At 45.4% G+C, this 24,534-nt stretch carries 18 protein-coding genes; 14 read left to right on the top strand and 4 right to left on the bottom strand.

Annotated elements, in window-relative coordinates; all coding sequences use genetic code 11:
• From QVP90_RS15595 to QVP90_RS15565, 7 genes are all read left to right on the top strand, one after another.
• On the top strand, positions 1-1,698 hold a 1,698-nt coding region (locus QVP90_RS15595; RefSeq protein WP_288204785.1), incomplete at its 5' end, for a V-type ATP synthase subunit A.
• 29 nt (positions 1,699-1,727) lie between these two features.
• Complete coding sequence (locus QVP90_RS15590) at positions 1,728-3,047, top strand: V-type ATP synthase subunit B (RefSeq protein ID WP_021936946.1); 1,320 nt, start codon at positions 1,728-1,730, stop codon at positions 3,045-3,047.
• Positions 3,048-3,164: 117 nt separating this feature from the next.
• Positions 3,165-3,770, top strand: coding sequence for a V-type ATP synthase subunit D (locus tag QVP90_RS15585; RefSeq protein WP_021936945.1), 606 nt, complete (start codon positions 3,165-3,167; stop codon positions 3,768-3,770).
• A complete protein-coding gene (locus QVP90_RS15580; RefSeq protein ID WP_005931182.1) occupies positions 3,767-5,584 on the top strand; it encodes a V-type ATP synthase subunit I in 1,818 nt (605 codons plus the stop codon). Before QVP90_RS15585 ends, QVP90_RS15580 begins: the two co-directional genes overlap by 4 nt.
• A gap of 44 nt (positions 5,585-5,628) precedes the next feature.
• Positions 5,629-6,090 (top strand): V-type ATP synthase subunit K, encoded by a 462-nt coding sequence (locus QVP90_RS15575; protein WP_002562679.1) that lies wholly within the window; start codon positions 5,629-5,631, stop codon positions 6,088-6,090.
• A gap of 250 nt (positions 6,091-6,340) precedes the next feature.
• A complete protein-coding gene (locus QVP90_RS15570) occupies positions 6,341-8,002 on the top strand; it encodes a glycogen/starch synthase (RefSeq protein ID WP_007481320.1) in 1,662 nt (553 codons plus the stop codon).
• A 31-nt stretch (positions 8,003-8,033) separates the two neighbouring features.
• A complete protein-coding gene (locus QVP90_RS15565) occupies positions 8,034-10,598 on the top strand; it encodes a glycosyltransferase family 1 protein (RefSeq protein WP_005931189.1) in 2,565 nt (854 codons plus the stop codon).
• 96 nt (positions 10,599-10,694) lie between these two features.
• Here the strand turns inward: QVP90_RS15565 and QVP90_RS15560 are convergent, their stop codons facing one another.
• Positions 10,695-11,798: a TlpA disulfide reductase family protein gene (locus tag QVP90_RS15560; protein ID WP_005931192.1), complete on the bottom strand. Its 1,104-nt coding sequence runs from the start codon at positions 11,796-11,798 to the stop codon at positions 10,695-10,697.
• Positions 11,799-11,934: 136 nt separating this feature from the next.
• Here QVP90_RS15560 and potA point away from each other — a divergent pair, with 136 nt between their 5' ends.
• The 7 genes from potA (at position 11,935) to QVP90_RS15525 (ending at position 19,529) form a co-directional block, all read left to right on the top strand.
• Positions 11,935-13,320, top strand: a complete 1,386-nt coding sequence (gene potA, locus QVP90_RS15555) for a polyamine ABC transporter ATP-binding protein (RefSeq protein WP_085930798.1) — start codon at positions 11,935-11,937, stop codon at positions 13,318-13,320.
• A gap of 15 nt (positions 13,321-13,335) precedes the next feature.
• On the top strand, positions 13,336-14,133 hold the full coding sequence (locus QVP90_RS15550; RefSeq protein WP_021936943.1) for an ABC transporter permease: 798 nt from the start codon (positions 13,336-13,338) through the stop codon (positions 14,131-14,133).
• Positions 14,127-14,909 carry an ABC transporter permease gene (locus QVP90_RS15545; protein ID WP_021936942.1) on the top strand — a complete coding sequence of 261 codons (783 nt, stop codon included), beginning with the start codon at positions 14,127-14,129 and terminating at the stop codon, positions 14,907-14,909. Before QVP90_RS15550 ends, QVP90_RS15545 begins: the two co-directional genes overlap by 7 nt.
• Before the next feature lie 137 nt (positions 14,910-15,046).
• On the top strand, positions 15,047-16,378 hold the full coding sequence (locus QVP90_RS15540) for an ABC transporter substrate-binding protein (protein WP_021936941.1): 1,332 nt from the start codon (positions 15,047-15,049) through the stop codon (positions 16,376-16,378).
• Positions 16,379-16,577: 199 nt separating this feature from the next.
• A complete protein-coding gene (locus tag QVP90_RS15535; protein WP_021936940.1) occupies positions 16,578-17,189 on the top strand; it encodes a hypothetical protein in 612 nt (203 codons plus the stop codon).
• A gap of 244 nt (positions 17,190-17,433) precedes the next feature.
• Positions 17,434-17,781, top strand: a complete 348-nt coding sequence (locus QVP90_RS15530; RefSeq protein WP_005931209.1) for an RNA recognition motif domain-containing protein — start codon at positions 17,434-17,436, stop codon at positions 17,779-17,781.
• 218 nt (positions 17,782-17,999) lie between these two features.
• On the top strand, positions 18,000-19,529 hold the full coding sequence (locus QVP90_RS15525) for a MutS-related protein (RefSeq protein WP_021936939.1): 1,530 nt from the start codon (positions 18,000-18,002) through the stop codon (positions 19,527-19,529).
• A 2-nt stretch (positions 19,530-19,531) separates the two neighbouring features.
• Here QVP90_RS15525 and QVP90_RS15520 read toward each other — a convergent pair whose 3' ends face one another.
• The 3 genes from QVP90_RS15520 to QVP90_RS15510 all read right to left on the bottom strand — a co-directional run.
• Positions 19,532-20,878 carry a sensor histidine kinase gene (locus QVP90_RS15520; RefSeq protein ID WP_021936938.1) on the bottom strand — a complete coding sequence of 449 codons (1,347 nt, stop codon included), beginning with the start codon at positions 20,876-20,878 and terminating at the stop codon, positions 19,532-19,534.
• 25 nt (positions 20,879-20,903) lie between these two features.
• A complete protein-coding gene (locus QVP90_RS15515; RefSeq protein WP_021936937.1) occupies positions 20,904-21,581 on the bottom strand; it encodes a response regulator transcription factor in 678 nt (225 codons plus the stop codon).
• A 177-nt stretch (positions 21,582-21,758) separates the two neighbouring features.
• The coding region (locus QVP90_RS15510; RefSeq protein ID WP_288204709.1) for an efflux RND transporter permease subunit at positions 21,759-24,534 on the bottom strand (2,776 nt) is incomplete at its 5' end.

Here is a 24,534-nt window from a genome sequence, read left to right as displayed (position 1 = left end):
GGACCGGTATCTCAGAATGAGATTTGTTATATCTCTACCGGTGGCGATAAGTTGATGGCGGAGGTGATTAAGGTGGTAGGTTCGCATGTATATGTCCAGGTGTTTGAAAGCACCCGTGGGTTGAAAGTGGGAGCGGAAGCCGAATTTACAGGACACATGCTTGAGGTGACTCTGGGTCCGGGCATGTTATCGAAAAACTACGACGGTCTGCAAAACGACCTCGACAAGATGGATGGTGTTTTCCTTAAGAGAGGACAATATACATATCCGTTGGATAAAGAAAAAAAGTGGCATTTCGTGCCGTTGGTAAATGTAGGCGACAAGGTGGAAGCTTCGGCATGGCTGGGACAGGTAGACGAAAATTTCCAGCCGCTGAAGATTATGGCGCCTTTTACACTGAAAGGAACCTGCACGGTGAAGTCTGTTGCTGCCGAAGGGGATTATAAGATTGAAGATACCATTGCCGTACTCACCGATGAAGAAGGTAAGGATATTACAGTCAATATGATTCAGAGATGGCCGGTGAAGCGTGCAATGACTAATTATAAAGAAAAGCCCCGTCCTTTTAAATTGCTGGAAACCGGAGTTCGTGTTATCGACACGGTGAATCCGATTGTAGAGGGAGGAACGGGCTTTATCCCTGGCCCTTTCGGTACGGGTAAGACAGTGCTTCAGCATGCTATCTCTAAGCAGGCGGAAGCGGATATTGTGATTATCGCTGCTTGTGGTGAACGTGCCAATGAGGTTGTGGAAATCTTTACCGAATTCCCCGAACTGGTTGACCCGCATACAGGACGCAAGCTGATGGAGCGTACTATTATTATTGCAAATACTTCGAACATGCCGGTGGCTGCCCGTGAGGCATCCGTATATACGGCGATGACCATTGCAGAGTACTATCGCGCGATGGGATTGAAGATTCTGTTGATGGCCGATTCTACTTCCCGATGGGCACAGGCATTGCGCGAAATGTCCAACCGTATGGAAGAGTTGCCCGGACCGGATGCGTTCCCGATGGACTTATCGTCTATCATTTCCAATTTCTACGGCCGTGCCGGTTATGTGAAACTGGATAATGGAGCATCGGGTTCTATTACTTTTATCGGTACGGTGTCTCCGGCCGGTGGTAACTTGAAAGAGCCTGTTACCGAGAATACCAAGAAGGTGGCCCGTTGTTTTTATGCACTCGAACAGGATCGTGCCGACAAGAAACGTTATCCGGCAGTGAATCCGATCGATTCTTATTCCAAATACATCGAATATCCGGAATTTGAAGCATATATCTCCGAACATATCAACGGTGAATGGATCGGGAAGGTAAATGAAATCAAGACCCGTTTGCAGCGTGGTAAAGAGATTGCCGAGCAGATCAACATTCTTGGTGACGACGGTGTACCTGTAGAATATCACGTTACTTTCTGGAAATCGGAACTGATCGACTTCGTGATCCTTCAGCAGGATGCTTTCGACGAGATAGATGCCGTGACTCCGATGGAACGTCAGGAAGCTATTCTGAACATGGTAATCGATATCTGCCACACTGAATTCGAATTTGAAAACTTCAATGAAGTAATGGATTATTTCAAGAAGATGATTAACATCTGCAAACAGATGAACTACTCCAAATTCCAGTCGGAACAGTACGAAGACTTCCGGAAGCAGCTGAAAGAGCTGATTGATGAAAGAAGTGTTAAATAGTAAATCGTAAATAGCTAAATAGTAAATAGATGGCAACAAAAGCATTTCAAAAGATATATACCAAGATCACTCAGATTACGAAAGCTACCTGTTCGCTGAAAGCGACGGGAGTGGGGTATGACGAGTTGGCCACCGTGAATGGCAAACTGGCCCAGGTGGTAAAAATTGCCGGTGATGAAGTGACGTTGCAGGTGTTCGAAGGTACCGAAGGTATCCCGACCAATGCGGAAGTCGTGTTCCTGGGCAAATCGCCTACGATCAAAGTAAGCGAGCAGCTTGCCGGTCGTTTTTTCAATGCGTTTGGCGACCCTATCGACGGGGGACCGGAAATTGAAGGACAGGAAGTGGAGATCGGTGGTCCGTCTGTAAATCCGGTTCGCCGTAAGCAACCGTCGGAACTTATTGCAACGGGTATTGCCGGTATCGACCTGAACAATACATTGGTATCCGGACAGAAGATTCCGTTCTTTGCCGACCCTGACCAGCCTTTTAACCAGGTAATGGCAAACGTGGCCTTGCGTGCCGAAACGGATAAGATTATCCTCGGTGGTATGGGTATGACGAATGACGACTACCTGTATTTCAAGAATGTATTCTCCAATGCCGGTGCACTCGACCGTATTGTCAGCTTCATGAATACGACGGAGAATCCTCCGGTGGAACGTCTGTTGATTCCCGATATGGCATTGACTGCTGCTGAATATTTTGCGGTGGAGCACAATGAGAAAGTACTGGTATTGCTTACCGATATGACCTCTTATGCCGATGCTTTGGCAATCGTGTCCAACCGTATGGACCAGATTCCTTCGAAAGATTCTATGCCCGGTTCGCTTTATTCGGACTTGGCGAAGATCTACGAAAAGGCGGTGCAGTTCCCTTCCGGCGGTTCTATCACGATTATTGCCGTGACTACTTTGTCCGGTGGTGATATTACGCATGCTGTGCCCGATAATACGGGATATATCACCGAAGGCCAGTTGTTCCTGCGTCGTGACAGTGATATCGGTAAGGTTATTGTCGATCCGTTCCGTTCTTTATCCCGCTTGAAACAGTTGGTAACCGGTAAGAAGACACGTAAGGACCATCCGCAGGTGATGAATGCCGCCGTACGTCTGTATGCCGATGCCGCCAATGCCAAGACAAAGTTGGAAAACGGTTTCGACCTGACTAATTATGACGAACGTACTTTGGCTTTTGCAAAAGACTACTCCAATCAGTTACTTGCTATCGATGTAAATCTTGATACTACCGAAATGCTGGATGTAGCTTGGGGATTGTTCGGTAAGTATTTCCGTCCGGAAGAGGTGAATATGAAGAAAGAACTGGTAGAACAGTATTGGCCGAAATAATTGGATTTACGATCAGGCAGTTTACAGTCTTGCGATTGGATTTTTGTAGATTGTAATAGCGAAAAGAGTTGTTTCGATTGTCTGTTGGTAAATGGTTAAAACAGTAAAATAAATGAGATGGCTATAAAGTTTCAATATAATAAGACGTCCCTTCAGCTATTGGAGAAACAACTGAAAGTGCGGGTACGTACTCTGCCTATTATTAAGAACAAGGAGAGTGCCCTGCGCATGGAGGTGAAGCGCTGCAAGACGGAAGCGGCCGATCTGGAAGAAAGGCTGGAGAAACAAATCCAGGCTTATGAAGCCATGTTCGCACTTTGGAATGAGTTTGACGCCTCATTGATAAAGGTAAATGATGTTCATCTTGGCGTGAAAAAGATTGCCGGTGTACGGGTGCCGTTACTCGAAAATGTAGATTTTGAGATACGGCCGTACAGTATGTTTAACGCTCCCAAGTGGTATGCCGATGGGCTGCATCTGTTGAAGCAGCTTGCACAAACGGCTATCGAAAGAGAGTTTATACTCGCCAAACTGAACTTGTTGGAACATGCAAGGAAAAAGACCACTCAGAAAGTGAACCTTTTTGAGAAGGTACAGATACCGGGGTATCAGGATGCACTGCGAAAGATCAAACGTTTCATGGAGGATGAGGAAAACTTATCCAAGTCGTCGCAGAAGATTCTGAAATCCCAGCAGGAAAAAAGGAAGGAGGTAGAGGCATGATTACAAAAATGAAGAAACTCACGTTCCTGGCTTATCATAAGGAATACGAAGATTTTCTGAATAGTCTTCGCGAGCTTGGTGTGGTGCACATTGTTGAAAAACAGCAGGGTATAGCTGAGAATGCCGAGTTGCAGGACAGTATTCGTCTTTCGTCGCGTCTGGCGGCTGCCATAAAGTTGCTCCAGAATGTGAAGCTCGATAAGAATACGGCAGTTGCCAAAGAGGGGGGGACTCCTCAACGGGGTGCACAAGTACTGGATGAGATAGATGCGTTGCAGACGGAAAAGAGTAAACTGACCCAACAGTTGCAGGGTTATGCAAAAGAGCGGGATGCCTTGACTGCATGGGGCGACTTCGAACCGGAAAATGTTCGTCGGTTGAATGAGGCTGGCTATACGGTAGGGTTTTATACCTGTTCGGAAGGAAATTATAAAGAAGAATGGGAAACGGAATATAATGCGATGGTTATCAGTCGTATATCTTCAAAAGTATTCTTTATAACCGTAACGAAAGACGGAGCAGAAGTCGATCTGGATGTAGAGCAGGCCAAGTTGCCGGCTTACTCACTGACTCGCGTGAATCAGCTTTATGCCGAAACGGAACAGGCTATTACTGAAAATGAAGGAAAGCTTGCTTTGTTGGCCGAAAAGGATATTCCTTCCCTGAAGGAGATGGAGAGGGATTTACAGAATAATATCGAGTTTTCTAAAGTAGTGTTGAGCACAGAACAGGCTGCCGGTGAAAAACTGATGTTGCTTGAAGGTTGGGTTCCTGCCCGTAACAAGATAGAGATTGAGGCTTTCCTCGATTCGTCTCATGTCTATTACGAACTTTCCGATCCCACGCCAGAAGATAATGTGCCGATCGAATTGAATAATAAGGGATTCTTTTCCTGGTTCGAACCGATTTGCAAGCTCTATATGCTGCCGAAGTATAACGAATTGGACTTAACTCCGTTCTTTGCTCCGTTCTTTATGGTTTTCTTCGGGCTTTGTCTCGGCGATTCGGGGTATGGATTATTTCTTTTTGCGGGTGCTACGGCATATCGTCTGATGGCTAAGAAGTTGACTGCTTCTACCAAGTCGATCATTTCGCTGATCCAGGTACTGGCTGCTTCTACTTTCTTTTGCGGATTGTTGACGGGAACTTTTTTCGGAGCAAATATCTACGATCTGGATTGGCCGATTGTACAGAGGTTGAAACATGCGGTCTTCATGGATAATAACGATATGTTCCAGCTCTCGTTAATATTGGGAGTGATACAGATCATGTTCGGTATGGTGCTGAAAGCGGTGAACCAAACGATACAGTTTGGCTTTAAATATGCCGTTGCAACGATCGGATGGATTATCCTGTTATTGTCTATGGGTGTTTCGGCTTTGCTTCCGGAAATATTACCGATGGGTGGTACGGTGCATTTGGTAATACTCGGTATTGCCGGTGTGATGATATTCCTTTTCAATACTCCCGGAAAGAATGTGTTCCTGAATATCGGACTCGGTTTGTGGGATTCCTACAACATGGTTACCGGTTTGCTGGGTGATGTGCTTTCGTATGTCCGTCTGTTCGCTCTCGGGCTTTCAGGAGGTATTTTGGCAGGAGTATTCAATAGTCTCGCAACCGGAATGAGTCCTGATAATGCTGTTTTAGGACCGATTGTGATGGTACTGATCTTTGTGATCGGCCATGCCATCAATATATTTATGAATGTACTCGGTGCGATGGTTCACCCCATGCGTCTGACATTTGTGGAATTCTTCAAGAATTCCGGATATGAAGGCGGTGGTAAAGAGTATAAACCTTTTAAGAAATAAAGAAACAAAGATTTAAAATTAAACAATAAAAACAGAATAAAATTATGGAAATGAATTTGTTTATTGCCTACATTGGCATCGCGGTAATGGTTGGTTTGTCGGGTATCGGTAGTGCATACGGGGTAACGATTGCAGGTAACGCTGCCATCGGCGCATTGAAAAAGAATGATAGCGCATTTGGTAACTTCCTTGTATTGACAGCCCTTCCGGGTACACAGGGTTTGTATGGTTTCGCCGGCTACTTTATGTTCCAAACGATTTTCGGTATCCTGACTCCTCAGATCACAGCTATTCAGGCTTCTGCCGTATTGGGTGCAGGTATTGCTTTGGGATTGGTTGCTTTGTTCTCAGCGATCCGCCAGGGACAGGTTTGTGCCAATGGTATCGCTGCTATCGGTCAAGGTCACAACGTGTTCAGTAATACACTGATCCTTGCTGTATTCCCGGAACTTTATGCAATCGTAGCTTTGGCTGCTACTTTCTTGATTGGTAGTGCTTTGGCATAAGCCGGATATATAAAAAAATATGAAAGACTCCTGTAATATCGTATTGCAGGAGTCTTTTTTATCGAGAGCATATGATCATTTTTTTTTGATGCATGTCCATTCAAAGAATAGAATGAAACGCCCTGCTGAAGGGGGATTGCAAACGTTTGTGGCTTCCTGTCAATTCATATTTTCTGCATAAACCATTATTTTTCAATAAATAATGCGTATTTTTGCAGTCGCTTAATAAAAAAGAGTTCTAAACAATTATATGGTAAAAGATTTATTAACCCCCGATTATATCTTCGAAGCCAGTTGGGAGGTGTGTAATAAGGTAGGAGGAATCTACACTGTTCTGTCCACAAGGGCAAACACATTACAGACCGCTTTTCGTGATAAATTGTTCTTTATTGGTCCGGACGTGTGGCAAGGTAAGGATAATCCTTTGTTTATAGAGTCCGACAATCTTTGTGCGGCATGGAAAGAACATGCCTGTGAAAAAGATAATCTTTCCGTCCGTGTAGGACGTTGGAATATTCCGGGCAATCCCATTGTGATATTAGTAGACTTTCAGTCGTTCTTTGCAGAAAAGAATGAAATATATACAGAGATGTGGAATCGTTTTCAGGTAGATTCGCTGCATGCTTATGGCGACTATGATGAAGCATCGATGTTTTCGTATGCTGCCGGTAAAGTAGTGGAAAGTTTTTATCGCTACAATCTGACGGAGAACGATAAAGCTGTTTATCAGGCACATGAATGGATGACCGGATTAGGAGCGCTTTATCTGCAAACGGCTGTACCGGAAATTGCGACGATCTTTACGACCCATGCTACGTCTATCGGACGTTCCATTGCGGGAAACAACAAACCTCTGTATGATTACCTGTTTGCTTATAACGGTGATCAGATGGCCGGAGAGCTGAATATGCAGTCCAAACATTCCATCGAAAAGCAGACAGCTCATTATGTGGACTGTTTTACGACGGTAAGTGAAATAACCAATAACGAATGTAAAGAGTTGCTTGATAAAGCGGCCGATGTGGTATTGATGAATGGTTTTGAGGACGATTTCGTTCCTAAAGGAAGTACTTTCACCGGCAAACGTAAACGTGCCCGTTCGGTTATGCTGAATGTTGCCAATAAATTATTGGGAACAAATTTGGGTGATGATACGTTAATTATCGGAACCAGTGGACGTTATGAATTTAAGAACAAAGGTATCGATGTGTTTCTGGAATCATTGAACCGTTTGTGCCGGGATAAGAACTTGAAGAGAGACGTATTGGCTTTTGTCAATGTTCCCGGCTGGGTGGGCGATCCCCGTGAAGATTTGCAGGCGCGTCTGAAAAGTAAAGACAAGTTCGATACTCCGTTGGAAGTGCCTTTTATCACGCATTGGTTGCATAATATGACGCATGATCAGGTGCTTGATATGTTGAAATATCTTGGAATGAGCAATCATCCCGAAGATAAAGTGAAAGTGATTTTTGTGCCTTGTTATCTGAATGGCAGGGATGGAATCTTGAATAAGGATTATTATGATCTGTTGTTGGGACAGGATCTTAGCGTTTATCCGTCTTATTATGAACCTTGGGGATATACGCCTTTGGAGAGTGTGGCTTTCCGTGTGCCTACCATTACTACTGATCTTGCCGGTTTCGGTCTTTGGGTGAAGAGCTTGAAAAAACAGAATGGTATTGATGGCGGGGTGGAAGTGTTGCACCGTTCGGATTATAATTATTCCGAGGTGGCCGATGGTATCAAAGATACAGTCTCGCTATTCTCCGCAAAAACAGAAAATGAAGTGAAGGAAATCCGCAAACATGCCGCCGAAATCGCAGAGAAGGCGTTGTGGAAACACTTTATTAAATATTATTATGAGGCTTATGATATTGCTTTACGCAATGCAATGAAACGTCAGCTGAATTAAATTATTTATCAAACAAGTAAATGATAACATTATGAAAGTTAAAGTTAGTAATGTGAACACTCCGAACTGGAAAGAGGTGACTGTAAAGTCACGTGTTCCGGCGGAATTGGAAAAGTTGTCTGAAATAGCACGCAACATTTGGTGGGCCTGGAACTATGAAGCAACCGAATTATTCAGAGATTTGGATCCGGCTTTGTGGAAAGAAGTGGGTCAGAACCCTGTGCTGCTTCTGGAACGTATGAGTTATGAGAAGCTGGAAGCTTTATCAAAAGATAAAGTTATCCTGAAGCGCATGAATGATGTTTATACTAAGTTCAGAGACTATATGGATGTGAAACCGGACGCTACTCGTCCCTCTGTGGCTTATTTCAGCATGGAGTATGGTTTAACGAATGTTCTTAAAATATATTCCGGAGGTTTGGGTGTACTTGCCGGCGACTATCTGAAAGAAGCTTCTGACAGTAACGTGGACCTTTGCGCAGTAGGGTTCCTTTATCGTTATGGCTACTTTACCCAGTCATTGTCTATGGACGGACAGCAGATTGCCAACTACGAAGCGCAAAACTTCGGCCAATTGCCTATCGACCGTGTGCTCGATGCAGACGGCAAACAGATGGTAGTGGACGTTCCTTATATGAACTACTTCGTACATGCTAATGTATGGCGTGTGAATGTAGGCCGTATTTCTCTGTATCTGCTGGATACGGATAATGAAATGAATAGCGAGTTCGACCGTCCTATTACTCACCAACTGTACGGTGGTGATTGGGAAAACCGTCTGAAACAGGAAATCCTGTTGGGTATCGGTGGTATCTTGACTCTGAAAGCATTAGGTATCAAGAAAGATATTTATCATTGTAATGAAGGACATGCTGCACTGATCAATGTTCAGCGTATCTGTGACTATGTGGCTACCGGTCTTACTTTCGATCAGGCCATCGAGCTTGTTCGCGCTTCTTCTCTTTATACGGTTCATACTCCGGTTCCTGCCGGACACGACTATTTCGACGAAGGCCTTTTCGGCAAGTATATGGGAGGATATCCTGCTATGATGGGTATTAGTTGGGACGATCTGATGGATCTCGGACGTAATAACCCGGGTGATAAGGGCGAACGTTTCTGCATGTCTGTGTTTGCCTGCAATACTTCTCAGGAAGTAAATGGTGTGAGTTGGTTGCATGGAAAGGTTTCTCAGGAAATGTTCTCTTCTATCTGGAAAGGCTATTTCCCGGAAGAGAGTCATGTGGGTTATGTTACCAATGGTGTCCACTTCCCTACATGGAGTGCTACGGAATGGAAGCAGTTGTATGCGAAGTATTTCAATGAGAATTTCTTGTATGATCAGTCTAATCCGAAGATTTGGGAGGCTATCTATAATGTGGCTGATGAAGAAATCTGGAAGACCCGTATGACCATGAAGAACAAGCTGGTAGACTACATCCGCAAGCAGTTCCGTGAAACATGGTTGAAGAATCAGGGTGATCCTTCACGTATTGTGTCTCTGATGGATAAGATCAATCCGAATGCGTTGCTGATTGGTTTCGGCCGTCGTTTTGCTACATACAAACGTGCTCATTTGTTGTTCACCGATTTGGAGCGTCTGGCTAAGATCGTTAATAATCCCGATTATCCGGTACAATTCCTTTTCACTGGAAAAGCTCACCCGCATGATGGTGCTGGACAAGGCTTGATAAAGAGAATCATCGAGATCTCCCGTCGTCCGGAATTCTTGGGTAAGATTATTTTCCTTGAAAACTATGATATGCAGTTGGCACGTCGTCTGGTATCCGGTGTTGATATCTGGCTGAATACACCGACTCGCCCGCTCGAAGCATCCGGTACATCGGGTGAGAAGGCATTGATGAACGGTGTGCTTAACTTCTCCGTACTTGACGGGTGGTGGCTGGAAGGCTATCGTGAAGGTGCAGGATGGGCGTTGACAGAAAAGCGAACTTACCAGAATCAAGATCATCAGGATCAGCTGGATGCTGCTACTATCTACAGCATTCTTGAGACGGAAATTCTACCGTTGTTCTATGCACGCAACAAGAAAGGATTCTCTGAAGGCTGGGTGAAGACAATCAAGAATTCTATTGCGCAGATTGCACCTCATTATACGATGAAGCGTCAGCTCGATGATTATTACAGCAAGTTCTACACGAAAGAAGCCAAACGTTTCCAGATGTTGTCTGCCAATGACAATGCCAAGGCAAAAGAGATTGCAGCATGGAAGGAAGAAGTGGTTGAGAAATGGGATTCAATTGAGGTTGTATCTTGTGAGAAGACAGAAGAACTTGTAAAAGGCAGCATTGAAAGCGGAAAAGAATATACGATTACTTATGTTATCGATGAGAAGGGCTTGAACGATGCAGTAGGACTTGAATTGGTGACTACTTATACAACGGCTGACGGTAAACAACATGTTTATTCTGTAGAACCGTTCAGTGTCATCAAGAAAGAGGGGAATTTGTATACATTCCAGGCTAAACACAGCTTGTCTAATGCAGGAAGTTTCAAGGTATCTTACCGTATGTTCCCGAAAAATCCGGATCTGCCTCACCGTCAGGATTTCTGTTATGTACGTTGGTTTGTGTAATCAATCGGTATACCGATAAAGCATCATAAAAACAGCCCTTGCAGTTTGATTTGCAAGGGCTGATTTTTTTTGTGATATTCTCTTGAGAATCGACTTTTATTTCTTCAGTGCTTCGGCAATCTTTGTTTGCAGTTCTTCTCCGTGTAAACCACGGGCAATGATTGTTCCTTCACCGTCAATCAACATGGTATGAGGAATACTGTTTACGGCATACAACTGTGCGCCTTCACTGTTCCAGTATTTCAAATCGGACATCTGCGGCCATGTCATTTTCAGTGTTTTAATAGCTTCTTTCCAAGAGTCGGCATTCTGATCGAGTGATACGCCTACGATTTCGAAGTTCTTACCTTTGTATTTTGCATAAGCTTCTACTAAGTTCGGCATTTCACGACGACAAGGACCGCACCAGCTTGCCCAGAAGTCTACAAGAACTACTTTCCCTTTTCCTGCATAGTCCGACAACTTAACAGATTTTCCGTCAGGAGTCTGCATTTCGAAATCGATGAATTTCTGTCCGACGGCTGTTTTCTTTTGCTTTTCAACCATCTCTTTGATTTTTACGATGGCAGCATCGTTTTGGAATTGAGCCGGAATCTGTTGCAATAAAGCATCATTTTCTGCTGTTTCCATGCTGTAATAGTTCATCTTGAACAAGTGGATACCTACCGGATTGGTGATGTTTTTTTCGATTCCCTCTTTATAAACTTCTCCCAATTCATTCTGAAGACCTTCGAGTGCTTTCATGTTTTCAGCCCTCTGTTCTTCGGTCATGTCGGCATTTCCCATGGATTCGTAGATGGGTTGTGCTTTCTGATTGAGCGCGTTGATCTTGTTGCGTATTTCCTGGTAGGCGTCGTTGTTGGCTGTACCGGTTGCCGAATCATTGTTTTTAGTCAGAGCGATATTGATTTTTCCGTTTTCAAGGAAGAAGTCCATAAGCATTGCTTCATTTCCTGTGCCGGATGTTACATAGCGGTTTACGGCAGAGTCCTGCACGCCTTCGAATGTAAATGTACCGTTCTTTATAATGGCAGTATCCAGTTTGCTGAGTTGTCTGCCTACTACTTCCTGTAAAAATACAGTGTCACCGTCGGCTGCTCCCTCTACTGTACCGGTAATGACATAGCCTGGTTTGTTTCCGCCGCAAGCCACCATACCTAAAGCGGCGGCAGCAACGAACAAATAAGTTAACTTTTTCATGCTTTCGTAAAATTAGTGAATAAATATTTATGCAAAGATAGATTATTTTTCAATCTTTCGGAGGAAAACTCTGTTATATTAGATTAACACGTAGGAGGAAATCGTAGAAATGTGTACCTTTGCACCCCAAATTAGTATGAATATGCAAGAAAACAATTACATTATCGAAGTAAACAGTGTATCGAAGTTTTTCGGTGATAAGACTGCTTTGGATAATGTGACCTTAAATGTAAAGAAGGGAGAATTCGTGACGATTCTCGGTCCTTCGGGTTGTGGTAAGACCACGTTGTTACGCCTTATTGCCGGCTTTCAGACGGCTTCGGAAGGTGAAATCAGAATATCGGGAAAGGAAATAACACAAACACCGCCCCATAAGCGTCCGGTGAACACGGTTTTTCAGAAATACGCTCTTTTTCCGCATCTGAATGTGTATGATAATATCGCTTTCGGTTTGAAGCTGAAAAAGACACCGAAGCCGGTCATTGAAAAGAAAGTGAAGGCTGCCTTGAAGATGGTAGGCATGACGGATTATGAATACCGTGATGTCGATTCCCTTTCCGGCGGACAACAGCAACGGGTAGCCATTGCCCGTGCCATTGTCAATGAGCCTGAAGTTTTGCTGCTCGACGAACCGTTGGCTGCGCTCGATCTCAAAATGCGTAAAGATATGCAGATGGAGCTGAAGGAGATGCACAAGAGTTTGGGTATTACATTTGTATATGTGACTCACGATCAGGAAGAGGCTTTGACGCTGAGCGATACCATTGTGGTGATGAGCGAGGGACGGATTCAGCAGATAGGCACGCCGATCGATATATACAATGAGCCTATCAATTCGTTTGTTGCCGATTTTATCGGTGAGAGTAATATACTGAACGGTACCATGATCAAAGACAAGCTGGTACGTTTTTGCGGTACGGAGTTCGAATGTGTGGACGAAGGTTTTGGTGAAAACATGCCGGTAGATGTGGTGATTCGTCCCGAAGACCTGTATATTTTTCCTGTATCCGATATGGCACAACTGACAGGAGTAGTGCAATCTTCTGTATTCAAAGGGGTGCACTATGAAATGACGGTGCTTTGTAGTGGTTACGAGTTTTTGGTGCAGGATTATCACCACTTTGAGGTGGGAGCCGAGGTAGGATTGCTTGTGAAACCCTTTGATATTCATATAATGAAGAAAGAGCGCGTGTGCAATACTTTCGAAGGCAAACTGACGGATGAGACTCATGTGGAGTTTTTGGGGTGTAACTTCGAGTGTGCACCTGTGACGGATATCGCGGCCGGTGCCGAAGTTCGGGTAGAGGTAGGCTTCGATAAGATTATCCTCCAGGATAACGAAGAAGACGGTACACTGACCGGTGAAGTGAAATTCATCCTTTATAAAGGTGACCATTATCATTTGACTGTATGGTCGGATTGGGACGAGAATGTGTTTGTGGATACGAATGATGTTTGGGACGATGGCGACCGCGTAGGTATTACTATTCCTCCCGATGCGATCCGGGTAATTAAAAAATAAAAATGAATTTCAGAGGTGAATAAGTTATCAGTCTTTTTTTCATCACGTAAGAGTTGGACTCTTCCTTACATTATCTTTTCGGCGATATTTGTCGTCATTCCGTTGCTTCTTATTGTGGTTTATGCATTTACAGATGACAACGGACATCTTACTTTGGAGAACTTTGAGAAGTTCTTTACTCATCACGAAGCAATCAATACTTTTGTATATTCTATCGGAATAGCGATTATTACGACGCTTGTATGTATCCTGTTAGGATATCCCGCTGCGTGGATATTGAGCAATGTGAAACTGAACCGTTCCAAGACATTGGTAGTGCTGTTTATCCTGCCCATGTGGGTCAATATTCTGGTACGTACGTTAGCCACCGTTGCCCTTTTCGATTTTTTCCGAATGCCATTGGGAGAAGGGGCGTTGATATTCGGTATGGTATACAACTTTATTCCTTTTATGATCTACCCCATCTACAATACGCTGCAGAAGATGGATCACAGTTATATAGAGGCAGCACAAGATTTGGGGGCCAATCCGGTACAGGTGTTCTTGAAAGCGGTATTGCCCTTGTCGATGCCGGGAGTGATGAGTGGTATCATGATGGTGTTTATGCCTACCATCTCTACTTTCGCCATTGCCGAGTTGCTGACCATGAACAATATCAAGCTTTTCGGTACCACCATTCAGGAGAATATCAATAATAGCATGTGGAATTACGGTGCGGCCTTATCGCTCATCATGTTGTTGCTGATTGCGGCCACTTCACTGTTCAGCACCGACGATAAGGATCATTCTAACGAAGGAGGGGGATTATGGTAAAGAGGATTTTTGCCCAGGCCTATTTGTGGATATTGCTGTTGTTGCTCTATTCGCCTATCGTGATTATTGTGATTTATTCGTTTACCGAAGCCAAAGTATTGGGAAACTGGACAGGTTTCTCAACTAAACTCTACTCTTCGTTGTTTACCACAGGAACGCATCATTCGTTGATGAATGCATTGATAAATACGGTGACTATCGCTCTGATTGCCGCCACCGCGTCTACTTTGTTGGGAAGCATTACTGCTATCGGCATTTTTAACTTGAAGAGCCGTGCCCGTAAGACCATTGGTTTCGTAAACAGCATTCCCATTTTGAATGGTGATATCATTACCGGTATTTCATTGTTTCTGCTGTTTGTTTCTTTGGGTATCTCTCAAGGATACACTACGGTGGTGTTGGCACACATCACATTTTGTACGCCTTACGTGGTGCTCAGTGTGCTTCCGCGTCTTAAGCAGATGAATCCAAATTTATATGAGGCAGCGCTCGATTTAGGGGCTACTCCCATGCAGGCTTTGCGCAAGGTGATTTTTCCGGAAATCCGTCCGGGGATGATCAGTGGCTTCATGCTGGCACTGACACTTTCCATCGATGATTTTGCAGTAACAGTATTTACCATCGGCAATGAGGGGTTGGAAACTCTTTCCACCTATATTTATGCCGATGCCCGAAAGGGTGGATTGACACCGGAGTTGCGCCCTCTTTCCACTATCATTTTTGTAGTGGTGTTGGCTTTACTCATTGTCATCAATCATCGTTCAAGCAAAAAATAATGTAATAATGTGCCAATATGCCAATGTGCCAATATGCCAATTGGCTGCGCTGCAATTGGATGTAATTTGAAGGAATAATCATGCCGCATGGAAATTGGCACATTGGCATATTGGCACATTAAATAATTATTAATGTTATGAGAAAAATTCTATCTATACTCGTTTTAGGAATTCTTTTTGCCGGTTGTTACAATACCGGGGAGCCTCGTAAGAATGTACTGAAGATATACAATTGGGCTGATTATATCGGTGAGGGTGTTTTGGAAGATTTTCAGGTTTATTACAAGGAACAGACCGGAGAAGATATCCGCATCGTCTATCAGACATTCGATATCAACGAAATCATGCTTACCAAGATTGAAAAGGGACATGAGGATTTTGATGTGGTTTGTCCTTCGGAATACATTATCGAACGTATGCTGAAAAAGGATTTGTTGTTGCCCATCGATACTGTTTTTGCCCATTCGCCCGATTATATGAATAATGTGGCGCCTTATATCCGTGAGCAGATTAATAAACTGAGTCAGCCGGGACGCCCTGCCAATCATTATGCTGTGTGCTACATGTGGGGGACGGCAGGAATCCTTTATAATAAGGCTTTCGTGACAGAGCAGGATGTAGATACCTGGGGATGCCTTTGGGATAAGACGTTTGCCGGCAAAATACTGATGAAAGATGCCTATCGCGATGCATACGGGACAGCGATCATCTACTCTCATGCCAAAGAACTGGCCGAAGGAAAGGTGACCGTAGAGCAGTTGATGAACGATTATTCTCCTCAGGCAATGGCTATTGTGGAGAAATATCTGAAAGCGATGAAACCGAACATTGCCGGCTGGGAAGCTGATTTTGGCAAAGAGATGATGACTAAAAACAAGGCTTGGATAAATATGACCTGGAGCGGAGATGCCATGTGGGCTATCGAAGAAGCCGATGCAGTGGGAGTAGACCTCGATTATGTAGTGCCCGAAGAAGGCAGTAATATATGGTATGATGGTTGGGTGATTCCGAAGTATGCACGTAATCCGCAAGCGGCCAGTTATTTTATCAATTTCATGTGTCGGCCTGATATTGCTATTCGCAATATGGATGCCTGCGGATATGTAAGCGCTATTGCTTCTCCCGAAATAATGGAGGAGAAAATCGATACGACCTTGACTTATTATTCCGATCTCAGTTATTTTTTCGGACCGGATGCCGATAGTATTCAGATAAACCGTATTCAATATCCGGACCGTAGCGTGGTGGAACGTTGTGCCATGATTCGTGATTTTGGTGATAAGACGAAAGATGTGCTCGAGATATGGTCACGTATCAAAGGGGATAATCTCGGTGTGGGGATCACGATACTTATTTTTGTGGTGGTCGGCGTAATGAGCGGCTGGATGATTTATAAACGTGTGCAGCGTTATCAGCGTAATAAGTTGCAGAGACGGCGTAGCCGTAGACGACGGAGTCTGAATCATTGAAACGGGCTGTGTTCCGTACTGGAATATACGATACTTAATACTGGAATATACGATGTTCAATACTGGGGGTAGCCGTATTTTATCCTGAAATGAATCGTTTTTTCATTCATAGGTATTTAATCTATTTTTCAATTTTTAATTGACACCCATAACAGCATTTCCCTTATACGAGCGTCTAATAAACAAAGCCAGACGCCGTATGAGGGATTTTTTCATTTATACTATTCTATGTCTATTCTGTTTCGCCCCGGCGGCGGCACAGGAAGTTCCGTTCGAGGGACTCCATCTGGATGATTTGATTTCAATCCCCGGCGAGCGAAAGCCGGGGATTATCAATCATCCTGTTTCTGCTTTTGAATTACCCGGTTTCAAATTGCTTCCTTCCGGTCATGTGCATCTTCTCCGTCATTATCCCGGAATTTCTTTACCTGATATGACTCCGGTTTCTTTTCCGGAAAAGAACAATCTCCGGAGTTATTCTTTCTGGCAACCCTTGAAACGGTTGACAATAAGGGGGGAGTACTTCTCTTCAGGAATATTACCGGTAGAAACTTATTCTTCTACTGCGGTTCGCTCGGATGTAGAGGCTCGTTATCGGTTGACGAATAAGTTTTCACTTTATATGTCTACTAACTATCTGTCCGACAGATACCGTACCCCACGTTCCCTCTATACGAGGGGAACAAGTGCCGGAGTTGCTTATCAATTGTCCGACAGGTTTTTGTTAAAGGCCGGCGCCTCTTATCAATATAATACTGTCCTTCGAAAATGGGAATGGATATACATGACTGGTCTTGTTTTCTGTTTTTGAAGTCTGTTTGTCATCTTTTGAAATCCGTTTGTCACCCTTTTCTGTTTTTTTTGCATTTATTTTTAAAGAATTTACCGATTTCTTTTCTCAATCCCCACTTAATGCCTATATTTACCACGTTTTAAAGATTTCTGATAAGTAAGATACGGTTCCTTTTCAATGTTATTGCAGAGTTATTTATCTCCTTAATAAGACTTCTCTAACAAAATCATTTTATTATTTAAGAATTAATTATTTTTTTTCGATGAACATTTTTATTGCAGGATTGAGCTATAACATTAGCGATTCCGATTTAACAGAGTTGTTTGCAGAGTATGGAGAAGTAGCCTCAGCAAGAGTTATTTCTGACAGAGAGACAGGCCGTTCCAAAGGTTATGGTTTCGTAGAGATGGCAGATGAAGAAGCCGGTGATAAGGCGATTGCAGCATTGAACGAAGCAGAAGTAGATGGCAGAAAACTTGCTGTATCTGTAGCTCGCCCTAAAGAAGAATCTGCTCCTCGTCGTAGCTACGGCGGTGGTGGTAATCGTGGCGGTGGCTACGGTGGCGGTAACCGTGGCGGTGGTTACGGTGGCGGTCGTGACAGATATTAATCTGACAAAAAGCGGTAACGCTATGTACGCATAGTAAAAGGGCATCCGGAGAAATATTTCCGGATGCTTTTCTTTTATTGAATACGTCAATCTGCGTCTTCTCCCTTTACTTCTCCTTCCACTCTTCTCAAAGGCCTGGCATCTTCCCTTGATGAGGGGACTCGTTTTATTTCTCCTGATTTTGCTGTAATTCAGCAAGTTCTTGTTATATTTGTGAAATGGGAGAAACACTATCAGACATCGCACTTTATCATGGGCATAGGATAAAGGCGGATACGGACGGTTTGGTGTCCGAACGAACCTGGGATGATTTGAATATGGACGATGTTTTTCTGTCTGCCGATTACACTTCTTCTTGTGTGGGCAGACAGTACCTGTATGATGTATTGCATTACAATCGTCCGTCGGCAATAGCCGTTCATGAGGACATATTGCATACGCTTTCTTCCGATACGACATTGCGCAGTGACATTCAGAAGGAATTAAAAAAGTTGAATCATTCGGACGCCTGTTCGATAGCTTCCTTGTTATCGGCAGATCATCCGGTCAGTTCCCGTTCTTTTTATCGGTTGTTGAGGGTCTTGCAATTTGTCCCTGTGCTTTCTTTGGGGTTGTTGTACGTCACTTCTTCCGTCTGGTTTCTTTGGCTGATGTTAGTAGGCTTGCTGGTAAATCTCATCTTGCATTATCGCAAAAAGACAGAGATGCAGGCATATCTTTTTTCCGTTCCGCAGTTATTGAACCTGCTGAAACAATCGGAAAAACTGGCCAAGCGCCCGCTCTGCCTTTCGGTCGATAAAGAGATTACCGGAGTTTTAGCCGATTTGATGCCGTTAAGGAAAAGGCTGGCTTCTTTTCGTCTGGGTATCCGCCTGGAAAGTGACATCGCTTTTTTGGCCTATTTCTTTACGGAACTGCTGAACATGTTCTTTTTGCAGGAAGCGATTTCTACCTCCCGTGCTTTTTTTCTTTTGCAGGGTAAGCAGCGGAAGATAGAACAGGTGTTCCGTTTCTTCGGGTTGGTCGATGTGTTGTGTTCCGTATCGATGTTTCGGGAGTCATTGCCCTATCACTCACTGCCCGGACGTTGCCGTGAGGGTGAATCTTTTCATGTGGCGGATATCTATCATCCGCTTATCGGCCATTGTGTTTCCAATACGGTTACCCTTCATGGCAAGTCTGTGTTGATCACCGGTTCCAATATGTCGGGAAAGACGAGCTTCATCCGTTCGATAGGAGTTTGCCAGCTTGCTGCCGAGGCGTTGAACACCTGTTTTGCGCGCAGTTTCCGTTACCCTTCGGGTATGCGGCTTGCTTCCGCCATTCATATGGAGGATAGTTTGCTGGAAGGAAAGAGTTTTTTCTTGCAAGAGGTGCAGACGATTAAGGAGATGATTGATTTGAGCAGGGAAGGGAATCATCTCTTTTTGCTGGATGAGTTGTTCAAGGGAACGAATACCGTAGAGCGCATTGCCATTGCCAAAGCGGTGCTTTCGGTATTGATACGGCAAAGGAACATCGTATTCGTATCTACCCATGACATCGAACTGGCATCTTTGCTGAAAGATGAATACGACCTGTATCACTTCTGCGAGAATGTGGAAAACGGAGTCTTGTCTTTTGATTATAAACTGAAACCCGGTCCGGTTACGGAACGTAATGCCATTCGTATTCTGGAAATCTGCGGATACCCGCAGGAAGTAGTGCAGGAAGCATACAGTGCGGTAGGGCAGACCTCTCAACTCTGATTCTATTCCCGCTCACCGGCGGGGGTAAAGGTCATAGTGACTTTCGTATAGCTTTCTACCTGCGATTCTATCGCTATCTTGCCGCCGTATACCGATACGATTTTCATAGACAGGCTGAGGCCGATACCTTGTCCCGCATACTCGCGCGTGTTGCTTGCCCGGTAGAAAGAGTGGAAAATGTGTTGTATCTCTTCTTTCGGAATACCGATTCCATAATCTTTCACTTCTATGACGGGCGCGTTTTTACGAATGCTTAAACTGACATCTACCTGCCCTTTGGAGTACTTCCGGGCATTATCGATTACATTTTGGAAGGCTATGCGCAGCAGATAGAAATTGGCCGTAACGAGAGCATGGCCTTCCGGCACATCGGTATGGAACATCACTTGGGGGTATTGTAGGCATAAGTCGCGTAAAAGCGCCACAAGGTCCATCTCTTCCCTTGCGTTTTGCAGGATGTCTTCTTCTTGGCGGGAGAGGAAAAGCAGGTGCTTTATCAGTTGGGTGATGCGCTTGCTTTCGGTAGAGATACGCTGGAGCGAATCGATATACTCTTGGGGGGAACGCTCTTTGAGCAGGGTGATTTCGCACTCGCCCTGAATGGCGGTGAGCGGGTTGTTCAGTTCGTGCGAAGCATTGCTGATGAAAGATTTTTCCGCTTGGAAAGCGGTGTCGATTCTGTCCAGCATTCCGTTCAGCGTGCGGATGAGGTCGTCCAGTTCATCCTTGTTGCCGAATGTTTTCATCCGTATGTTCAGGTTGTTTCCACGGATGCGCTTCAACTCTTTGAGGATGTGTTTCAGGGGATGCAGAATACGGTTGGCATAGATTCTTCCGATGAGGTAGATGAGTCCGCAACTCATCAGCAGCAGGAACAGGGCGAGCAGGAGGATGTGCTTCTGAATGTCGCGTCCGTAATTATTGCTTGCCATGACCAGTACGATGAAGTCACCTTCATTGTCGGGATAATGGAGGGCAGCACCCCTCAGATTGCCGTAGACGAACGGAACCGGGAGGTCTTTGAACAGGCGTGCCTGCTGGTTACTGTCGAGGTATTTGTTCAGCGTGTCGTTCACGGCTGCCGACGCACTGTCTATATTCAGCAATATCTCTTGCGCCTGTGGCAACAGTTCGTCATATTTCTGTTGGATTTCGCGGTAGCTGTATTCATCCACCTCATCTTTTTCCCAATGCTTCTGAGCGGTCAGATAGGCTTTTTCTATCAGGTAAGAGTCGTAAAGATGGTTGATGTAGCGGGAGGTGAAAAAGTAGAATACCATGACCACCGCAGCGATTGCCCCTACGGTGATGATGGTATAAAACAATGCTATTCTGGAACCTATCTTCATACGCTGTGCTTTTTCTTTTTATCTGTTACCGGATACCCATGATATAGCCCATTCCCACAACAGTGTGAATGAGTTTCGTGTCGAAATCCTTGTCTATCTTGTTTCTCAGATAGTTCACGTAGACATCTACCACGTTGGTGTTGGTATCGAAGTTCTTGTCCCACACGTCTTTTAGCAAGGTGAGACGGGAAAGGACGATGCCTTGATGGGTCATGAAGTATTCCAGCAGGCGATATTCCTTAACGGTAAGGTCGATGCTGATCTCTCCGCGTTGGGCGCGGCGGGTGTTGCAGTCCAGCACGAGGTCATTGCAGGTCAGTTGCAATGTCGGTGTTTCCCTACCCCGGCGGAGCAGCGCTTTGATGCGGGCTTCGAGTTCCTGAAAGCTGAAAGGCTTTACCAGATAGTCATCCGCTCCGGCATCCAGTCCTTTCACTATGTCTTCGGTAGTGCCGAGTGCGGTGAGCATGATGACAGGTGTTTGATATCCTTCCTTCTGCCGGTATTGCCTGCATAAGTCCAGACCGTTTATTCCGGGCATGATGATGTCCAGCACTAACAGGTCGAACGCTTCGTGCTGTAATAGTTCCCAAGCGATGGTGCCGTCGTGGGTTACGCTTACCGTATGACCGAATTCATGCAGTCCGCGTTCGATGAACGAGGCTATGTTCCTTTCATCTTCTACCAATAATATCTTTGCCATAACTGGAACGATGTTTTTAAAGTACCGTACAAATATACGAGAATTCACCACAGAATGCCATAGAGTTTCTTAAGTTTAAGGCTTGTATTTGTTTTATTTGTACCAACACACCATTATGGTTACTTGCAAGGCTCGAAAGAAAAACTCTCTGTGCCCTTTCTGTGGTGAATATCTTATTTATAGTTTTCTCTGGTTCAGATTACCTTCCTTGTCATACAGCATCTTCTTGTAAACCATCTCCACAATCAGCGGGAAGATGAACAGGGCAAAGAAAGTAGCGCCTATCAATCCGCCGATAATGACGATTGCCAACGGGCGTTGCGATTCCGAACCGATACCGTGACTCATGGCTGCCGGCATCAGGCCGGTGGCTGCCATGGCTGCCGTCATCACTACGGGGCGGATGCGCGAACGCATACTTGTCTTTATGGCTTCCGGCAATGGCAACCGTGCCTGTATGTTGTGCTTGATGTCCGAAATCATAATCACACCGTTCTGAATACAGATACCGAACAGGGCGATGAACCCGATACCTGCCGATATGGAGAAGTTGAAGTGGGTGATGAGCAGCGCAATAATACCGCCGACGGCTGCAAAGGGTACATTCAGTAATACCAACCCTGCATCCCGTGCATTGGAGAACAGTACGAACAGGATGATAAAGATGATAGCGATACTTACCGGAACGACTTGCGAAAGACGTTTGGTGGCACGTTGCTGATTCTCGAAGTCTCCCGTCCACTTTAGCGTGTATCCTTCGGGCAGGTGTACGGAAGCATTGACCTTCTTTTGCGCTTCGGCCACGGCAGTACCCATGTCCCGACCGCGTACGGAGAATTTCACGGCGCAGAAGCGGGTGTGGTTATCGCGGAATATCAGCAGGGGGCCTGTGATGGTTTTTATCTCTGCCAGTTCCTTGATGGGGATCATTGTTCCGTTCATGGTGGGTACCAGAATCTTGCCTATTTCCTCTTCATTCTGCCGGTATTCCGGTTTATAGCGTACCATGATGTTGAACTTCCGCTCGTCTTCGTAAAGCAGCGATGCCGATTTTCCTCCGATGGCCATTTCGATGATGGACTGTACGTCCTCTTTGGCTACCCCATAGCGTGCCAGACTCTGTTCGTTCAGTTCGATGCGTAGTTCCGGCTGGCCGATGTTGCGGATAACTCCGAGGTCTTCGATGCCCTGCACGGTGGAGAGTATCTTGTCTATCTGTACCGCAATCTTTTCCGATTTATACAGGTCTTTTCCGAATACTTTCACGGCGATGGAGCCTTTCACGCCCGAAGCCGCTTCCTCCACATTGTCCGTGATGGGCTGGGAGAAGTTAAAGTCGATGCCGGGATAGAGCGAAAGGTCGTCCTGCATTTTGTCTATCAGTTGCAGCTTGCTGAGTTTGCTTTCCCAGTCCTTTTCCGGGTAGATGTCTACGTGGAATTCGATGTTGTAGAATCCTGTGGCATCCGTGCCGTCATTGGGTCGTCCGGTTTGTGAGAGCACTTGCCGCACTTCGGGGTATGCCGCTAACTTGCGCCGCATCTGATTGGCGAGCTGTACCGATTCGTCCAGCGAGATGCTTTGCGGCAGGGTGGCACGGATGTAGATGGAACCTTCGTTCAGTTGCGGCAGGAACTCCGTGCCCAGCAGGGTGAACATCCACAATCCCACGATGGCGGCGATGCTCGCCAGCCCGATGGATAGCTTGCGATGTGCATAGCATTTGTCGAAGAGGGCACTTGCCTTTTCGTTGATGAAACGGACAAAGAAATTATTCTTTTCGCGTACATTCTTTTTCAGCAGCATGGACGACATTACGGGTACCAGCGTCAGCGTAAACAGCAGTGCACCCAACAAAGCGAAACCGAGCGTATAGGCCAACGGTGAGAACATCTTACCCTCTACTTTCTGGAAAGAGAAGATAGGGATAAGCGCCGTGATGATAATCAGTTTGGAGAAGAACACCGCTTTGGCCTTGTCTTTGGCCGTGTGGCGGATGAGTCCCATCTTCGACATGCGGTTGAAGGCAGGCATGCCCACTTCCCGCGCTTTTTTGTCGAGCGCCACGAACACCCCTTCCACCATCACCACAGCACCGTCTATGATAATACCGAAGTCGATGGCGCCCATGGATAGGAGATTGGCCGACATGCCCATGGCCCGCAGGCAGATAAAGGCGAAAAGCAGTGCTAACGGAATGACTACCGCCACTACCACCGTGGTACGCCAGTCGGCCATGAATATCAGTACGATGAAAGTCACTAACAGAATCCCTTCAATCAAGTTATGGGTAACCGTGCGCACGGCAAGGTTTACGAGATTTTCGCGGTCATAGAACGGAACGATCTCCACATCTTGGGGCAGTATGTTCTTGTTGATATCCTCTATTTTGGTCTTTAGGGCGTCGATCACCTCTCCGGGATTTTCTCCCTTTCGCATCACGACGATGCCTTGCACTACATCGTCTTCGTCCATTCTTCCCACTTGTCCCAGGCGTGGCAGGCACGATTCGTGTACATCTGCCAGGTGGCGTACCAGTACGGGCGTGCCGTTGATGTTTTTCACTACGATGTTCCGCAGTTCCTCCAGGTCGTTGATGAGGCCGATACCCCGTACCACATATGCCTGCGAGCTTTTCGTGATAACGTCGCCGCCCACGTTGATATTACTGTTGGCAATAGCATTGTACAGTTCCAGCGCGGTGATGCCATAATTGATCAGTTGGTGCGGGTTGACACTAACCTCAAAAGTCTTCACCTCTCCGCCGAAGCTGACAATATCCGCTACGCCCGATACTGCACGGAGGTTACGTTCGATCACCCAGTCCTGGATGGTTTTCAGTTCGCGCACGCTCCGTTTGTCACTGCGCAGGGTGTAGCGGAATATCTCTCCCGTAGGACCATAGAGGGGCTGTACCTCCGGTGTGATCCCTTCCGGCAGGTCGGCGTCGTTC

The organism is Bacteroides sp. CAG:189 (assembly GCF_000432295.1).
Taxonomy (GTDB): domain Bacteria; phylum Bacteroidota; class Bacteroidia; order Bacteroidales; family Bacteroidaceae; genus Bacteroides; species Bacteroides salyersiae.
The sequence above is the reverse complement of the archived record's forward strand: the minus strand, read 5'-3'. Positions and strand labels throughout refer to the sequence as shown.

Bases quoted from the DNA above. Each gene is read 5' to 3' on its own strand.
- QVP90_RS15565 (WP_005931189.1), top strand. From the start codon at position 8,034: ATGAAAGTTAAAGTTAGTAATGTGAACACTCCGAACTGGAAAGAGGTG.
- QVP90_RS15530 (WP_005931209.1), top strand. From the start codon at position 17,434: ATGAACATTTTTATTGCAGGATTGAGCTATAACATTAGCGATTCCGAT.
- QVP90_RS15590 (WP_021936946.1), top strand. From the start codon at position 1,728: ATGGCAACAAAAGCATTTCAAAAGATATATACCAAGATCACTCAGATT.
- QVP90_RS15515 (WP_021936937.1), bottom strand. From the start codon at position 21,581: ATGGCAAAGATATTATTGGTAGAAGATGAAAGGAACATAGCCTCGTTC.
- QVP90_RS15525 (WP_021936939.1), top strand. From the start codon at position 18,000: ATGGGAGAAACACTATCAGACATCGCACTTTATCATGGGCATAGGATA.
- QVP90_RS15580 (WP_005931182.1), top strand. From the start codon at position 3,767: ATGATTACAAAAATGAAGAAACTCACGTTCCTGGCTTATCATAAGGAA.
- QVP90_RS15540 (WP_021936941.1), top strand. From the start codon at position 15,047: ATGAGAAAAATTCTATCTATACTCGTTTTAGGAATTCTTTTTGCCGGT.
- QVP90_RS15560 (WP_005931192.1), bottom strand. From the start codon at position 11,798: ATGAAAAAGTTAACTTATTTGTTCGTTGCTGCCGCCGCTTTAGGTATG.
- QVP90_RS15585 (WP_021936945.1), top strand. From the start codon at position 3,165: ATGGCTATAAAGTTTCAATATAATAAGACGTCCCTTCAGCTATTGGAG.
- QVP90_RS15545 (WP_021936942.1), top strand. From the start codon at position 14,127: ATGGTAAAGAGGATTTTTGCCCAGGCCTATTTGTGGATATTGCTGTTG.
- QVP90_RS15535 (WP_021936940.1), top strand. From the start codon at position 16,578: ATGAGGGATTTTTTCATTTATACTATTCTATGTCTATTCTGTTTCGCC.
- QVP90_RS15520 (WP_021936938.1), bottom strand. From the start codon at position 20,878: ATGAAGATAGGTTCCAGAATAGCATTGTTTTATACCATCATCACCGTA.
- potA (WP_085930798.1), top strand. From the start codon at position 11,935: ATGAATATGCAAGAAAACAATTACATTATCGAAGTAAACAGTGTATCG.
- QVP90_RS15575 (WP_002562679.1), top strand. From the start codon at position 5,629: ATGGAAATGAATTTGTTTATTGCCTACATTGGCATCGCGGTAATGGTT.
- QVP90_RS15570 (WP_007481320.1), top strand. From the start codon at position 6,341: ATGGTAAAAGATTTATTAACCCCCGATTATATCTTCGAAGCCAGTTGG.